Here is a 16,249-nt window from a genome sequence, read left to right as displayed (position 1 = left end):
AGAGCTGCGCGAGATCCCGCTGCCCACAGCGAAGGCCATCGAGATCGTCGCGTTCGTGCCCACGAATCGATCGACCTGGATCCGCATCGGTGAGGGCGCCACCTCGAAGTCGACGGCCAGGTCGCAGCGAAACCGTATGTCCTGCTCAGACATGGCCCTGGAGCGGAATGCTGTGCGCCGCTGTCGCGTTCCGCCTGGCACGGGCGGGAACGACTGCCTGCCTGGGTGGTCGAGGCGTCATCGTTTCACGCCATGAAGTGGCCCGACGAGATCCGCTCCCGGAGTCCTTGCTCCTGACTCCGTCGACATCACCGACAAAGAGATCGACGAGGCCATCCTCCTGATCGACTCGATGACCCGCGAGGAGCCAATCGCCGACGCCGACTGGGCCACTGACCGCTACACGGACGCCCTCTCCGACGTCATCCGCGCCAAGTCCCAGGGCAAGAAGCCACCGACCGTCGAGGCCGAGGAAGCAGCCGGGCAGGTAGTCGACCCTATGGCGGCCCTGGAACAGTCCGTGCAGAAGGCCAAGGCATCCCGCGGCGACAGCGGCGACGCGCGACGGTCCACGAGATCAAGCCGAAGAAGAAGGCAGCGAAGAAGGCGCCGGCCAAGACGACCGCGAAGAAATCCGCGGCGAAGAAGACCACCAGCAAGAAGACGGCCGCGAAGAAGCCAAAGACTGCTTGACCAGGCGCCCTATCGCGCTACCCTCCGTCGCGCCGACCGCCTCCGGGGTGCTGGATCGGTCGCACACGTCGCACGAGGGCACCGTGAACTGCGTCAGCCGCCCGTTGAGCGCTATGCACGCCTTTGATCGCATCCAGGGGCATGGGACCGTCCTGATCACCCAGCAGTCCGCCCGGTGCAGGTGCGGCTCCGGGCGCTGGGCTTCGACTCCGCCGTGAAGCACCCCGGTCGAGCTTGGCCCACTGCTCATCCAGCTCACTGATGCTGCGCGTTCTTACGCCGAGCTGGTAGTGCGGTGGCGGCCATCGGGCGGCGCTGAGCCGGTCGTGGCGCCTCCCCGCTCAACTTCTTGACGGCGCCTTTCAGGCCCGGGGTGGTAGCCCAGCCAGGTCCGGTGGATGTGGTGCCGGCTTATGCCCTGCTCAATATTGTTCACCAGCCCACATGCTCGATGGCGCGGGCTCGTCGGCGCCTCCAACATCCACAGGCGACGCCTCGACCAGCCCACAGCCGCGGGCCCACTGCGTCATGCGCTGACAGGCGGCGAGACCTCTCGGGTCGGGAGCGACCTACTCCTCGGCTCCGCGAAGGGTGCCGCGACCTGCCGGAGTTCTTCTCGACATCGAACCGCTGAGACCTTGCTCGTCGGCGTGCGCGACCGCGGCCTGAGCCGCGGCCGCTCGAACTGCCGCGCGCTGCGTCAGCGGTCGCCCGTGTCGAGGTGTTCCATCTTGCGACCCTCGTCGTCGGCCGCTCGCTGCAATTCGATCAGTCACCGGGAAGATCCACGAGCGATCTTAAGCAGGCGCGCGGTGATCGGCGCGGTGGATGCGACGTAGCGCCCACCCACCAGAAAGACGGAGGCCTTTGACAGTGACCCGAATCCGGCCGACCGCGGCACTCGGACGGAAGATTCACCTGATCACCGACCGGAACGGACTACCCCTGCCTCCCTTGGCATCTAGGGCGCGAACGAGCACAACGGTCAGCTTGGAGCCGCTCGTCCTGAGCAATCCCGCCCATCCGCTCCTCGCTGTGGACCCCGGCGCCGCAAACTGGCGAAACTCGCACGCCGACAGGGGATACGACGACGTCCACCGGCGCCGATGGCTCCGTCGGCGGGGCATCCGCCGCCGCATCGCCCGCAAGAGCGTCGAATCACCGAAGGACTGGGGGCGACATCGTTGAGTGGTCGAGCGAACGTGTCCTGGATGGCTGGTCCGCCAACGGCCTCACCGCCGCTACGAACGCAAGGCCGAACACTTCCTCGCCTTCGTCGGCATGGCAGCGATCCTCATTGGCTAACACCGATGGGCGGCACCGATCAGCGCCCTGAGCCGGCCCCGCTGCACGTCGAAGCAGACCAGTCCCATGGACTCCGCGGCAGCCACCGCGTAGGCGGATCGCCTCTCCTCGGCCATGCTCCACCGCATGGCGAAGTAGATCAGCGGGCCGCTGGCCTCATCAATCAGCGGACCGGTCGACCAGGGCGAGGTGTCCTCGTCGTCCTCAGTGATGTCGCACCACCGCTCAAGCAGCACGGAGACGTAGGCCGCGATGCGTTGCGACGGAGGGTACCCACCTCGCCGTCGATGTAGCGGTCGTAGAGGTCGCTGAAGACCGCTGGCAGTCCTGCCATCCGCCGGCCCTCTCGCCTTCCCAGACAGCAAGGTCGTAGCTCATGACCGGAGGCTCTCATGCCGCTCCGACACCCACAGGAAGCAACGTCTAGAAGGTGCCGCACGAGACTGTGAGCGATCTCCAGGAGGCACGCGCAGCGCCAGATTCGAAAAATTTACCTCTGCACATCTCTGGCATATGACAAGCATGGATGGCACACCCTCCGCCGTGCGCAACTCGGTTAACTACGTGTTCAGTTTCGACATCTGTAGCCCCAAGTTGCCCGTGATTCTTACAGAGTTGGGACACACAACCAGTCAACCCGTGGGTACGTGGCCGCAACGCACGGAGATCAAGGCCGCTCACGGCCACTTTCGGAGATCGGATCGGAGGCGCCACCTGAGTGGAGAGGCCACAGCAGACTCACGCTCACACGGGGAGACTTCATGACACGACCAGGACACCACCAGGCATATTCCGTTGTTCGCAGGCGAAAAGCGGGCGCTCAATCGGTTCTGTACTTGCGGTTGCTGCCGCGCGCCACCGCAACCGCACTCACCGCCTGCTCTGCCACCAGCAATGAGGGTCCGGAAGCGACACTCGCCCCATCCACTCCAACGACAGCGTCGAACGAGTCGAGGTCCGCGCCCAGCCCCAGCCATAGGCCGCACCCCGATGCCGCCCCTCAAGAAGACCGTCTCAACACCTACGACCGCATGTGGGACGAGAGCAGGCTTCAGCGCCTACGCGCAGGGCAGCGTCAAGGGCACCGATCTTCGGAAGTTCTCCGCTGGGCCTCGCCTTTAGCGGACACACGGAGATCGCCATGGACTCCTACCGCGAAAAGGGCATAGTCGCCCAGGCGCTCCGGACCCACGACGTCACACTCACAGGGCTGAAGGCCGGACAAGAAGGCGCCCTGGGCCAGCCTGACTGACTGCCTTGACACCAGCTGGAAGCGTGTGTACGAGAAGACCGGTAAGCCAGCGGAAATGCCGAAGAACCGCGTCTTGAAGTACGCGACTGTCCAAGCCGAGAAGTGGGGGAAGGAATGGAAGATCGTCGAGGTCAAGCCATCCGCAACGTCCTTGCTGATCGGCACCTTCAGCGTAGCGCTTCTGCACCCCGCCACAAACCGCGATTTCGCCGATGTGCCACTGCTGGATGCAACGCACCCGACCCGTTCATTACCTGTGAAGCCAGCGGTAAAGCGGCCAATCGGATGGCACTTCCCGGCCAGGGTTGGCGAGCAAGCGTCCCCACAGGCAGCACTGAGAAAGTGACACAAGACCTCAGACTGCAAGGTGAAGAAGCTTGGACCCACAGCCACCGCCAGACAGTGCGTTTTTATAAGGGCGAGGGCAAGACCGTGTACGAGCGTGTCTCGTCCTGGTGGAGGCGCAACAGATCACTTTGGCGTTGTCGAGAGGGTGCCGCCGTTCCAGCCATCGACCCAGCAATTGTCGCCCAGCAGGCAGTGGACCAAACGAAGTTGCAGGTCCTGGCAAGGCGCGAGACTCGCGCACAGGTGCGGAAGTGCGCGGTCGGGGTCCCGATGTGGTTGTGGGTGACCCCGAGTGCGACGACGTTCGACCGAACACGCGTCGGCGTCGGCGGGAGGGGTGATCGGTCTCCGCGACGGCGAAGGTCTCGAAAGATCGTGTGGAACATGGGTGATGGCGAGAAGGTCGTCTGCAACGGGCCCGCACTCCGTTCCACGAGCACGCGCAGCGGCGTCGAGTCGCCGGACTGCGCCGCCACTCTACCAGGAGCCCTCCACTCAGGAGCCGGGCGCGAAGCGATCGGCTGTCGGCGACCGCGTACTGGGACGTGACGTGGCAGGCCAGCACCGGCGAACAGGGCCAGATCCCGACGACCCGGCAGACCGATGTGAGCGCCACCGTGCGTGAGTAGCAGGCGGTGGGCAGCTGGACACGCGCCGGACCGGAGCAGCGGATGAAAGGCAATCAAGCGAGCAGGACGGAAGTGCCCTCCGCAGACAGTAAGCCCGACGACGGCTGTCGTGACCCCCGGTGGGGGTGCGCAGGCGAAGTGGCAATCACGTCGTCGTCGGCCGGGGATGCTGGCGGTGCGGCGGTGGCGTGTATCGCGGCGTGTGCAGTGGGCAACTACTGGTACTGGACGCAGAACGGGCAGCGGCAGCCGGTGATCGAGCTGGGCCCGGGATGTCCCGCCGGCAGTGTCATCAGCGACAGTGACCTGCAGTGGAGGCGTCGGTTGCGCTGGATCCGTCGATGAAGGTGGCGGGAGTCCAGCAGCGCGACGAGGTGGGTGCCGGCATGCGCGCGGTCTCCGCGCTGCAGTCCGGTGCGCTGCTGCACTCCCGGCAGGTCACCCGCACGACACTGGTGAAGGCCGGTGAGCAGCTGGTCGGCTGGCGCTGAAGCCGGGGCAGTTGCCGGATTCGGTGCTGCGGCCGGGTGACACGGTGCAGGTGGTGTTCACCAGTGACGATCCGGCGGCCGATGCGGCGAAGGATACGGCTGGCCCTGCGTCGGTGCAGGCGCGTGGTGCGGGTCGGTGCGGCGCGGGAGTCGACGGGTGAGCGGGTCGGACGTCGCGGTGCCGCGCTCGCAGGGCGGCGCTGGCTGCCCAGGCAGCGTCCGGTGATGTGGCGCTGGCGGTGAACGGGGCGAGTGGGCTGATGGCGGTCATCGCGTTAGCCGGTTCCGCCCGGGCGCCCGGTGTGACCATTACGCGTTGGCCCTGTTGCGGAGTTGGCCGCTGGAGGGCGATCGGCGGATGCTGCTGGCCGAGTGCGACCCGGACGGAGGGGCGGTGCTCTCCGGCGCGTTGCGGGCAGTCTGTCCGCGGATGAGCCTGCGGAATCTGCGTCTGTGTCGCTGAGGGGCGAGCAGTCGTTGCGGGATGCGTTCTGACGCAGCTGGTGCGTTTATCGGATGACGGCGGGGTCAACGACGGCCGGCATGTACTGCTGCCCGGATTGACCGAGCCGTCGCAGGCGGCGGGTTTGGCGCCGGAGTGGTCGCAGCTGGCGGAGTTGTTCACGGTGATCGACCGATGCCGACGCTCGCCCATGACGTGATCGTCGATCTGGGCCGGAGCGGCGCGTACGGGCCCTTCGGGTGCTGGCACAGCGTGCGGATCTGGTGCTGCTGGTGGTGCGGGGCACGCTGCGCAGTGTGAACGCGGCCCGGGGACGGATCGGGATGCTGCGCCAGGTGTTGAGAGTGATCCGATCGTCCCACGCCCGCGCTCGGCATCCTGCTGATCGCCGAGGGCACCTACGGCCACCGTGAGGTGGGAGGAGGCGCTCGGAGACGCGGGTGGTTGCGACGTTGCCATGCCGGCCTGGTGAGGCGGCGGTGCTCTCCGATGGTGCGCCGCAGGACCGCAGGTTCACCAAGGGCCCTCTGCTGCGTGCTGCGGCGTGAGGCGCGTACGCCGATCCGGCAGCAGGCCGCCTCGCGGCGCCAGCGGTTGTACCTTTCCGCCGATGCAGCAGCGGCTGGCGGAGGTGCGGCGTGCGCGCTGAACCCGTCTACAACGGCCCTCCCCGTCCCACCCCCCGCGCCGCCAGGCGCCCGCGGGCCCTGGTGGAGTGTCGGTCGCCGGCGTCGTATCGGGCTACGGCACTCCCATAGCTTCCTCTGCCACCCGCACTGCAGTCGCTGTGGCATCCGCCCTCTGTGCCTGCCGCTGGTGGGCAGGCGGTGGACTATCGGGCTGCCCAGGAGATCAAGAAGATCGTGCTGGAGCGCCTGCACGGGAGAGCAGCACCGCGCCCCCGTCTCCCCAGGCCAAGGAACAGCGGGGCCGTCATCTGATCAACGAGCAGGTGGCGATCTGGTCGGACGCGCACGGGCTGTCGACCGGCGGCACGGTCGGGCACGCTCTCGAGCAGGAGCTCGCGTCGCTCGCCTTCGACATGCTTCGCGCCGGGCGGCTACAGCGCTACTCTGGACGACGAGCTGGTCGAGGACATCTGGCTGGAGGGCTTCGACGCGGGTCTTCCTCAAATACAGCGGCCGCCATGAACCGGCCCAGGTGGCCCGCGTCGCGGACTCGGAGGAGGAACTGCAGGACCTGGTGTGACTCTGATCCGCGCCTCCGGACAGAACGGGCGCACCTTCTCCACACACAGCCCGGATGTGGAGCTGCGGCTGCCCGACGGTTCCCGCCTGCAGGCGCTGGGACCGGAGATCACCGGAGGGCGCACCCATGTGACCATCCGCCGCCACCGCTATCTCGACATCGATCTGCCCCGCCTGGTGCAGCTGGGCACGGTGAGCGAACAGGTTGCCGACCTGCTCGCCGCTGCAGTGCGCGGGCGGCTGAACGTCATGGTCGCCGGGGAACAGGCGTCCGGGAAGACGAGACCCTGCTGCGCGCCCTGATCAAGCAGATCCCGCGCACTCAGCGGTTCGGCACCGTGGAGACCACGTTCGAGGGGCTGGCCGACCCGGCGTTCCACGAGCATGGGTGCCGATGGAGGCCCGGTTCTCAACGGCGAGCGGATCGGCCCGGCCGGCGCGGCCGCAGGCGAGATCACGCTGATGGATCTGATGCTGCGGGCGAAGCGGATGTCGCTGACCCGCACCATCGTCGGGGAGGTCTGCGGGCCGGAGATCACCGCGATGATGCAGGCGATGACGTCGGACCGGCCCGGCAACATGTGCACGATCCACGCCTCCGAGCCGGCCGCCGTGTTCGACCGAGTCGCCGAGCTGTACCTGCTGGCGCAGGCCAACTTCACGCCGGAGCTGGCCTACCGGCAGATCGCCAACGGCCTGCACCTGATCGCCTTTCTGTCGGTCGACGACAGCATCGGACGTCCCGCGCCGCTATCTCTCCCACATCTGGGAGATCACCGATCGGCCACGACGGCCGGCCGATGTACAACGAGGTGTGCTGGCCCGGCCGACGACCTGACGGGCCAGCTGTGCCCAGGGCGCGCTCAGCGAACGCAGACGGCACCGCCTGGAGCGGGCCGGCATGACCTCGCCGCCGCTGTCCGCCCAGGCCCTCGCCTATGCCCAGGGAGGCCGGTGTGATCACCAACCTGTGGTGGGTGGCCAATGGCACCCTGCTCGGCCTGGGCCTGGTCCTGACGGTGGCCGGCTTCGTCGGTACCACCGCGCCCAAGAAGCCGCTGCCCTGGCAGCGTGAACGCGGCACGGTGGCCCGGCGGTTCGCCGCCCAGCGGCGGATCCTGCTCGGCCCTCGCGGTGCGGCTGCGCTCATAGGGGTGTGGCTGGTCACCGGCATGGTGATGGCCGGGCTCATCGTCGGCGCCGTCATCGTGGGCGGGCCCTGGCTGCTGTCCGGGCCAGCCATGAACCGGACACAGATCGCCCGCCGGGACGCACTTCGGCGACTGGGCGCAACGCCTGTCGGAGATGGTGCGGCTCGGCAACGCGCTGGAGAAGGCGCTGATCGCCTCCCGCAAGCATGCGCCGGCCGCGCTCGCCGCGGGAGATCTGGGAGTTGGGCCGACAAGGTGCAGGCGCAGTGGCCCACCCACGAGGCCCTCAAGGACTTCGCGCACGGTTTCGACGATGTCACCGGGGACAAGGTGTGCCCGCGCTGATCCTGGCCGCCCAGGACCCCGGCCCCGGGCTCGCGCAGGCCATGGAGGACCTGGCTGCCTCGGTGCGGGAGGAGGTCAAGATGCGCCAAGGCATCGAGGCCGACCGGCAGAAGACCCGCACCACGGTCCGCACCTCACGTTGATCACGTTGGGGATCGTCGGGCTCGGGTTCACCGTGCCCCAATACACCGGCGTGTACGCCACCGTGATGGGCCAGTTGGTCCTCGCCCCGCTCGCGGCGGGCTTCGTGGCAACCCTGGTGGGTGCGCTGCTACGCCACCCGCGGGCACACCGCCCGCGTCCTGGTCCCCGACTCCCGCAGCCCCCGTCACCCCACCCACTCAGGCAGACGAGGCGCTACCGGCAACGCGGGCGGGAGTCTCGATGCACACCCTGACCATGGTCATCGTGTCCGGCGCATTGGGCGGCGCCGGGGTGGCGCTGCTGGTGAACGAACCGCTGCCGGCCGCTCCGAAACTCGGGCCGGCGCTGGAGCGCCTCCACCCGGCGCCTGCTGCGCCCCAACAGCCACGCGCCGAGACTCATTCGGCGCAGGCGCAGATAGGGGGGCGTGGCTGGTCAAGCGGCTGCCCGTCCGGCTGCCGGCCAGGACCTGGACCTGCTTTGGGCAGAGCGCGGAGATGTTCTTGCTCAACAAGGCGCTGCTTCGTGCTGCTCGGCTTGTTCGCCCCCCAGTATGTTCATCGCTGCCTGGACGCTGCTGGGCATCAGCGTCCCGCTGTATGCTCCCCGCGGTCGTTGGCGTGGTCCTGGCGGCCGTGTTCTGGTTCGTGCCCGACCTGATGCTCCGGCGCGATGCAGGCACCGCGCGCGCCGAATGCGCGCACGCCATCGCCGTCTACCTGGAGTTGGTCGCCCTGCGCCCGCGGCCGGGATCGCGATCGAGAGCGCCCTCGAGCAAGCCGCGAATGTGGGCCGCGGCTGGGTGTTCGTGCGCCTCCAGGATGCCCTCGATGCGTGCCCGGGTGGGAGCGCACCGCCCAGTGGGCGGCCCCCTCAGCGACCTCGGGGAACGCCTCGACGTCCCGGTGCTCGCCGATGTCGCGGACTTCGTCCAGATGTCCACCCAGGAAGGCGCGTCCGTCTACGACACCGTGCGCCACCGGGCCGCCAGCCTGCGCACCGAACAGCTCAACACCGAGGCCGCCGCGGCCAATGCGAACACCGAGAAGATGCAGGCCCTCGCGGTCCTGTGTGTCCCTCGTCATGGCGGCCCTGGCCTTTCCTGCCCTCCTGAACGCCTTTCAACCAGAGCTCCTGAACGGAGAACCCCCATGTCCGACCTGTTCCTGAAGACCGGCATGCTGCTCGCCCGGATACCGGCCGCTATCAGCCGACGTGTCGAGGAAGCGCACGAGGAGATCACCGAGCGTGGCGATCGCGGAGACAACCCGGTCGTCACGGTGATCCTGTGGGTGGCCGGGATCGGCATCGCGGTCACGATCGTCGCCGCCCTGGTCGCCCTCGGCAACCGGGCCAGCAGCAAGGTCGACAACGTCGACCTCGGCGGCTGAGACGACTGACCCGATGCGCAGACAGTGGGACGACCGCGGCTCGTCCCCGATCCAGCTCGCCATCCTCTTCCCCGCCGTCATCCTCATCACCTTCCTCCTCATCCAGGGTGTGCTGTGGGCGTACGCGCAACATCGCCTACATCGCCGCCCGTTCCGGAGTGGCCGCCGGCCCGGATCTACGAGGCCACTCCCCGGCGATGCGGCTCGGCGCGCGCACGGCAGGCGCTGGACGATCCTGGCGGGCAACATGCTCACCGGCACGCAGGTCAGCACCGCCGGCAGCAGCCCGGACACGATGCGCGTGCGCGTCGGTGGGCAGGCGCTGTCGATGCTCCCCGGCTTCCATCTGACGGTGCACGCGACCGTGACCGGACCGATCCCGAGCACTGGACCGTGAAGGGACAACGGTGACCACAAGCCGATACCCCACCGCGCCGAACGTGGGCCGCGGCGCTGCGCGAAGACCGGGGCAACGCAGCGATCGAGGCCGCGATCACGGTGCCGGTCCTGATCGTGCTGGTGCTGCTGTTCATCGCTGGCCGCCCGTCTCGCCGGGCCGGGCAGAAGACCGATGCCGCAGCACAGGCCGCCGCCCGCTGTCCGCCTCCTCTTCAGCGTACCCCCGGCCAAGGACAGGACGCCGCGCAGAAGGCCGCACGGCAAGCCTTGTCGGGCGAGCAGCAGGCCTGCTCCAGCATCGATGTCGGGCCGACACACGCCGGTCTTGCCGTACCCCGTGGGCACGGTAGTCCGGCGGTGACCGTCACCGTGGCCTGCCGGGTGCCGGTGGGGATCTGGTGCTGATCGGCGGTGGGCCCGGCGTCCGCACCGTCAGGAGTTCCTTTCACCTCCGTGGTCGACGCATATCGAGGCCGATCGCGAGGCGCCGCCAACGGGCCGCGCAATGGCGGCAACTGCGCTTCGATGACCGCGGCGGGGTGAGCATCTTCGTCGCCGTTATCACCGGCCCCCTCATTCTCCTCGCCGGGCTGCTCACCGTGGATGCGTTCGGGGCCCTGCGCGCCCGGCAGAACGCCGACGCGCTCGCCATCGAGGCTGCCCGCGCCGCCCAGCAGGCCGTCGACCTCGACACGGCGATCCCCCGCCCACGGCGTGCGCGTCGACCCTGGCGCCGCCACCACCGCCGCCCACACCTACCTGGCCCGGGCCAGCGCCCGGGCGCACGGTCGCATCACCGGCGCCGGACGCAGGATCACGGTGACCGTCACCGGCACCTACCGCGGCGTGTTCTACCCCCACACCTACCGCCGCAGGTCTCCAGCACCGCCACGTTGCTGTACGGCACGACCCAGCCCGAGGACGGTGAGAACCCATGACCCGCTCCCGCACCCGCACCCGTTCCCCTGTCACCGAGGCGGTTCGCGGCGCACGGCGGCGCTGCTGCTGCGCGCCCTGGGCGCGCCCTGCTCGCGCTCGCCGTCACCGTGGGCGGGCTGCCGTGGCTGCTGTGGCAGGCCAGCACGGCGCTCGCGCCGGGCGGCTGGGACGCGCTGCAGCACCTGTTCACCCGCCAGGACACCGGCAGTGTCGCGCTGCTGGCCGTCTGCGCCATCGGCTGGCTCGCCTGGGCGAGCTTCATCCTGTCCCTGCTGCTGCAGATCCCCGCGCAGCTGCGCGGAGTACAGGCGCCCGCCTGCCCGGCCTGCAGATCAGCCAGCGCGCCGCCGCCGCGCTCGTCGGCTCGCTGCTGGTGCTGCTGCCCACCAGCACGGCACTGGCGGCCACCTGCCGAAGCCGCACCCGCACCGTAGCCTCCGCCAGCGCTGCCACACAGTCGGCCGGCGGTTCCCACCAGGCTGCTGTCGCCTCCGCCGATGCGGCAGCAGCCAGTCAGACGGCGAGCGACCGCCGATCACCTACCGTCCGCGACATGCGCCCGGCCGAAAGTCTCTGGTCGATCGCGGAACACCTCTACGGCAACGGCGGGTTGTACACCCACCTCGCCGACGCAACGAAGGCCGACCGATGGCCGACGGCAGCATCTTCCGGGCCGACGCGCCGATCCGCCGGCTGGATCCCTGCGGCGCCGTCGGCATCCCGCGCCACGACAGCCTCTTCAGCCGACAACGCGGAAGGCGGGCCGTCGCGCAGACCAAGGAGACCCGGCCCGCAACTCATATCGTCGCACCCGCCGAGACCTTCTCCCAGATCGCCCATCCAGGAGACGGGTGACGCGGCGAACTGGCCAGCTGGCTATGCCGCCAGCCGCGGCCACAACCCGACGGACTGCCGCGCATCACCGATGCCAGCCTGATCCGCCCAGGCCAGCACATCACCATCCGGCCACACCCCCGACGGCGACCGAGACGCCCCGCCGGCGACCAGCACGAAGGCAGCCGGATTCCGAAGAGGCGGGAAGCAGCCTGATCGCAGCGGCGCGGGGGCGAACAGGACGGTTTCCGACACGGCGCGCGACCCGGAACGGGGCAGCGACACGGACGCGCGGGGCAGCCGCTCCCCCGACATCGACTCCGTCCGCAACGCCCAGCCAGCGCGGCGTCCCCGTCTGCGCGGCCTGGGGGTGCCGAGGGCGCAGAGGTGTCTTCGGCCCGCCTCCCGACGAGCAGGCCCGCCTGTCGGCTGCGCACCTCCGCGTGCCATCGGCATCGGCATCCGGCTCCGAGCGCTCACCGGCCACGGCACCTCCTTCGCCGGGACAGGCCGGTCCAGGAATCTTCGAGTGTCTCGCTGCAGCAGGGGGCAGGCGTGGGCGCGGTGCTGGCTGCCGCGCTGACCGGAACGCTCGCCTGGAGGCGGCTGCGGCAGCGCCGCTCCCGCAAAGCCCGGCGGAGCCCTTCCCGACACCGTGCCAGCGGCGGGCAGAGGAGCGAGAGTTGCGGACGGGCGGCTCGCGGCGGCGCCGACGGCATCCAGCGGCTCCAGGCCGCGCTGGCTGCCCTGGCGAGCAGGGCGGGCGCTCCGCCGCCGTTGCGGAGCGCGCGTGTCACCGCCAACGGAGTGCGCAGAGTTCTGCCCGACGAGGTCACCGCCGACAGCCACGCCGTTGCACTTTGTGTGGGGGTGGTGGCACCTGCCCGACGACATCACACTGCCCGCTGTATCTGAGGAGGCAGACCGCTTCTCCGGCGCGCTGGTCACCCTAGGCACCGATCCGGCGGGCAGTTTGGTGCTATTGAACCTCGAAACCCGCTCCAGGTGCTGCTCGTCGAGGGTAATCCGGTAGACGGACCGAAATCATGGCTGGTCTGGCTACCGAGCTGGTCGAGCCCGCACGCCGAGCACGTCGAGGTTCTGGCCTGTGGCCTGGGCGCGGGGGGCCGACCTCGGAGCACTCGGGGTGCGCTACCTGCCCGATCCTCGCCTGGTCGCCGGGAGTTCGCCGCACGCATCCTCAAAAGCCCAGGACGCTGAAGACCGCGGCATCCCCATCGTGCTCTGCGCCCGGCGGCCTGGACGACGACACCGCCTGGCAGCTCGCCCGCCCTCGACCGCTCCCACGACCTGACCCCGTGTGTCCTCATCCCTGCCCCGCCGCTGCTGCTGCGGTGTTCCCGGACGCGGAGACAATCTGACGCCAGCGTCTCAAACGCCCAACGCATAGAATGCACTCGGCGTCGATGTCGTTCTGCAGCGCCTGGACGCCCGCATCCCTCGCCGAACTCGCCGACGCCTTCCAGACCAACCGCCCGCCGAAGACCCGCACGGCGTAATGAACACGTCCCTCAGAGCCCGTCGAAGTACTCGGCCCCCGCCGTGCGCGCCGTCCTCGACCCACAACAACACACCATTTGACACCGGAAGGTTCCCCAGCCCATGACCGTTCCGGAAGCCCTGCGCGCGGATGCCCCGGCGACCGCAGAAGGGCACCACCGTCGCATTCCAGGTCCTGCTGAATGCGTCGGCCGACCCGGGCGGGCAGCGCTCGCAGCCGCCCCCAGCTGCTCCCGCCGAAGGCGGCGACGAGCCGGCCGAGCAGACAGAGCGGATCGGGCCGCGGTTCCTCATCCCGCCGGTCCACGCCCTCCTCGCCCCCGAACGCACCCCGCCGATCCCCGAGTCCGATGCCGACCAGGCACTCAGCCAGGCCGGGCCGGACGACACCGCACCCCGCCTGCGGGCGCTGGGAACCCTCGACATGCAAAACGCCGACGCCCTGGAGCCGCGTCTGATCGAACTCGCCGCGCACCTGCTCCTGAAACCGGACAGCGGCGCCGACCGGCTGTGCGAAGACCTCGGCGACGGCGCCCCCTGGTCCCCGAAGACACTCGGCTCCCGGCTCCGGGAACTACGCACCCGCCTCGGCACAGACGTCGACGGGAACCCCTACGTTCCCCCAGCGCAAGGGCAAGGCCTCCCCTACATGCTCTCGGAACAAGTGCGCTGCGACTGGTGGGAGTTCGAGCGACTCGCCACCCTCGGCCTCACCCGCGGCGAAGACGGCCTGCCCTACCTGGAGCGGGCCCTGGCCCTGGTCGACGGAATCCCCTCAGCCAGCACCCCGCCCGATGGATGACCGGGCTGCGCACCACGATGCAGGCCCGCATCGCCGACGCTGCCCACACCGTGGCCAGCTACCGCACAAGTGACGGGCCCCACCAGGACTTCCACACCGCACGCCGGGCCTGCACAACCGGCCTGACAGCCGACCCCCACGCCGAACCCTCTACCGGGCCCTCATGCGCACGGGAAGCAGCCGCTGGCAACCGCAGCGGGCTACAGGCCGCCGTCGCCCAATGGCACAACGTGAACGGACACCTGAGTCGCGAACACCTCGACAAGGAGACTCTCGCGCTCGCCGACAAACTGCTGGCCGCCTCCTGATGTCCGCTTCAACAGGCAATCCCAGACCGCCGAACGCTGAAGGGGCAGCACCGCGAAACCGGCACCAGTACACCGCCACCTCAGGTCACCCGTGCCCATCGGTGGCTGATCGGGATGATCGTTGGCGGGGCGGTGGTGATCGCGGGTATCGGTTTCGCCGGTTCGTACGCGGCAGTCCGCGAGCTGGCCCTGGCCAGAGGGCTTCGGGAACTTCTCCTACGTCCTGCCCATCGGCATCGACGCGGGCATCTGTGTGCTGCTCGCCCTCGACCTGCTGCTGACCTGGATCCGGATCCCGTTCCCGCTGCTGCGGCAGACGGCGTGGCTGCTGACCGCGGCGACGATCGCGTTCAACGGCGCGGCGGCCTGGCCCGACCCGCTGGGCGTCGGCATGCACGCCGTGATCCCGATCCTGTTCGTCGTCTCGGTCGAGGCGGCCCGGCACGCGATCGGGCCGGATCGCGGACATCACCGCGGACAAGCACATGGAGGGCGTGCGCATCACGCGCTGGCTGCTCTCCCCGTGCCCACGTTCCTGCTGTGGCGCCGGATGAAGCTGTGGGAGCTGCGTTCCTACGAGGCCGTGATCAAGCTGGAGCAGGAGCGCCTCGTCTACCAGGCCCGCCTCCACTCCCGGTTCGGCCGGGCCTGGCGCCGCAAGGCCCCGGTCCGAATCCCTGATGCCCGCTGCGCCTCGCCCGCTACGGCGTCCCGCTCTCCGACACCGCCCCGGCGGGTCTCGCGGCCGCGGGGATCGAGCCAGCGCGGCAGTCCAGCGATCCGGACACACGCACCAACCACAACCATGCCGCCACCGCCCGAAATAGCCGCCACAGCACACTCCGCGGCAAGCCCCTTCCCTGCAACCAGATCCCGAACATGAAGAAGCAGAGCGGCACCCGCGGAACCCGTGTTTCGCACCCACCGAGACGCTTGCTGGATCAGACACCCAACACGAAGGCCTCCCCGGCGCCCTCCAACAGCCTCCGGACAGTCCATGGAGCACCAGTCGGTCTCAACCAGTCCGCTCACGGCCAGCACCACGTACATGGCGCCGTCCAGCCCGGCCAAAGCCCAACGATGCACCGGCCAGAGCCCTTCCTCGCTGAGAACACCGAACTGCCCAACCTGGGTCGGGCGGGCCCTGGACAGGGCCACCACGCCAGAGGCCCAAGTGGGCGCCGACCCAGAGGCGGAACAGGTCGAGTCGTCGCTCTACCAGGAGGACGACCAGTACCTGAGTCAGCCGAGCACTCACCTGCGGCCGGACCAGCCCCACGGGTACCCGCCACCTCCGAAGCCGGAGCCGGAGCCGGATGAGGCACCGGACACGACGCCCAGATCAGTCGTCCCACCGGCCCCCCGTGCCATCCAGGCAGCCCCGCAGCACGATTGACGTCCCACTCGGCCAGAACGCCGCCAGTGCATTTCAAAGCACACCGTCGGAAGCGCCGCACCTCACGGCCCCCGACCAGTACTTCCTCGCCTACCAGCACTACCTCAACACTCACAACAACACAGAACCCAAAGGCGCGGCCGCTTTCGAAGAACTCTCCCAACACCTCGCTGACCTGGGCATTCGCGGAGCCAAAGGTAGGCCAGTCAGTCCCAGTACCCTGCGCCGCTACGCCCTCGAACAACGCATCTACAAACGGTGGCCGAGCAATACGCAGAACTGGGCGAGCCACCATCCCCTGAGGCTCTCCTCAAAACGACTGGCCCAGGACGGCATCCGCGCCGCAAAGCCGCCACCCCACCCCTCGACGACGTTAAGCAGAGCGCAACAACTAGCCTCCGGCTTCCGACGCCGCCACACAACCCTGCGCCACCACCAAGAAGACAACACTCGCCCGTAGTTCCAATCTGGAGCGTGTCTGACTCTCGCCCGCAGGGCGGGACCCCAGGCCGCCATCCGACGTCTGGCCTACCCTGCTTTTCAGGCGGGACCGATCGCCGAGCGCTGCGGGCTCGCTCGCGCGCGTGTCGGGCCCGGAGATGGGCAGCAGGGCCCGACTGCTCCTTACTC

15 protein-coding genes are annotated in these 16,249 nt (G+C 69.2%); 14 read left to right on the top strand and 1 reads right to left on the bottom strand.

What is annotated here, in order from left to right:
• Positions 1-1,994: 1,994 nt before the first annotated feature.
• On the bottom strand, positions 1,995-2,234 hold the full coding sequence (locus RBJ77_RS27305) for a hypothetical protein (RefSeq protein ID WP_372347452.1): 240 nt from the start codon (positions 2,232-2,234) through the stop codon (positions 1,995-1,997).
• A 1,041-nt stretch (positions 2,235-3,275) separates the two neighbouring features.
• Here RBJ77_RS27305 and RBJ77_RS27300 point away from each other — a divergent pair.
• The 14 genes from RBJ77_RS27300 (at position 3,276) to RBJ77_RS27235 (ending at position 15,106) form a co-directional block, all read left to right on the top strand.
• Positions 3,276-3,596, top strand: coding sequence for a hypothetical protein (locus RBJ77_RS27300; RefSeq protein WP_372347451.1), 321 nt, complete (start codon positions 3,276-3,278; stop codon positions 3,594-3,596).
• Between the two features lie 972 nt (positions 3,597-4,568).
• Positions 4,569-4,718, top strand: coding sequence for a hypothetical protein (locus tag RBJ77_RS27295; RefSeq protein WP_372347450.1), 150 nt, complete (start codon positions 4,569-4,571; stop codon positions 4,716-4,718).
• A gap of 1,668 nt (positions 4,719-6,386) precedes the next feature.
• Positions 6,387-6,692 (top strand): hypothetical protein, encoded by a 306-nt coding sequence (locus RBJ77_RS27290; protein ID WP_372347449.1) that lies wholly within the window; start codon positions 6,387-6,389, stop codon positions 6,690-6,692.
• Positions 6,693-6,773: 81 nt separating this feature from the next.
• Complete coding sequence (locus RBJ77_RS27285; RefSeq protein ID WP_372347448.1) at positions 6,774-7,349, top strand: hypothetical protein; 576 nt, start codon at positions 6,774-6,776, stop codon at positions 7,347-7,349.
• On the top strand, positions 7,346-7,885 hold the full coding sequence (locus RBJ77_RS27280) for a hypothetical protein (RefSeq protein WP_372347447.1): 540 nt from the start codon (positions 7,346-7,348) through the stop codon (positions 7,883-7,885). The genes RBJ77_RS27285 and RBJ77_RS27280 overlap by 4 nt, the downstream gene beginning before the upstream one ends.
• On the top strand, positions 7,873-8,028 hold the full coding sequence (locus RBJ77_RS27275; RefSeq protein WP_372347446.1) for a hypothetical protein: 156 nt from the start codon (positions 7,873-7,875) through the stop codon (positions 8,026-8,028). The genes RBJ77_RS27280 and RBJ77_RS27275 overlap by 13 nt, the downstream gene beginning before the upstream one ends.
• A gap of 504 nt (positions 8,029-8,532) precedes the next feature.
• Positions 8,533-9,420 carry a hypothetical protein gene (locus RBJ77_RS27270; RefSeq protein WP_372347445.1) on the top strand — a complete coding sequence of 296 codons (888 nt, stop codon included), beginning with the start codon at positions 8,533-8,535 and terminating at the stop codon, positions 9,418-9,420.
• A 13-nt stretch (positions 9,421-9,433) separates the two neighbouring features.
• On the top strand, positions 9,434-9,817 hold the full coding sequence (locus tag RBJ77_RS27265) for a TadE family protein (RefSeq protein WP_372347444.1): 384 nt from the start codon (positions 9,434-9,436) through the stop codon (positions 9,815-9,817).
• Positions 9,818-9,918: 101 nt separating this feature from the next.
• A complete protein-coding gene (locus tag RBJ77_RS27260) occupies positions 9,919-10,224 on the top strand; it encodes a hypothetical protein (RefSeq protein WP_372347443.1) in 306 nt (101 codons plus the stop codon).
• Between the two features lie 641 nt (positions 10,225-10,865).
• A complete protein-coding gene (locus tag RBJ77_RS27255) occupies positions 10,866-11,192 on the top strand; it encodes a hypothetical protein (RefSeq protein ID WP_372347442.1) in 327 nt (108 codons plus the stop codon).
• 214 nt (positions 11,193-11,406) lie between these two features.
• Entirely contained in the window at positions 11,407-11,613 is a 207-nt protein-coding gene (locus tag RBJ77_RS27250; RefSeq protein ID WP_372347441.1) for a hypothetical protein, read from the top strand.
• Positions 11,614-13,243: 1,630 nt separating this feature from the next.
• Complete coding sequence (locus RBJ77_RS27245) at positions 13,244-13,915, top strand: hypothetical protein (RefSeq protein WP_372347440.1); 672 nt, start codon at positions 13,244-13,246, stop codon at positions 13,913-13,915.
• Positions 13,912-14,223: a hypothetical protein gene (locus RBJ77_RS27240; RefSeq protein WP_372347439.1), complete on the top strand. Its 312-nt coding sequence runs from the start codon at positions 13,912-13,914 to the stop codon at positions 14,221-14,223. Before RBJ77_RS27245 ends, RBJ77_RS27240 begins: the two co-directional genes overlap by 4 nt.
• 253 nt (positions 14,224-14,476) lie before the next feature.
• Positions 14,477-15,106, top strand: coding sequence for a DUF2637 domain-containing protein (locus RBJ77_RS27235; RefSeq protein ID WP_372347438.1), 630 nt, complete (start codon positions 14,477-14,479; stop codon positions 15,104-15,106).
• Positions 15,107-16,249 lie beyond the last annotated feature (1,143 nt).

It is taken from the genome of Streptomyces sp. KL116D, from assembly GCF_030766975.1.
GTDB classification, from domain to species: domain Bacteria; phylum Actinomycetota; class Actinomycetes; order Streptomycetales; family Streptomycetaceae; genus Streptomyces; species Streptomyces longispororuber_A.
This window is presented reverse-complemented; position numbering and strand designations above follow the sequence as displayed.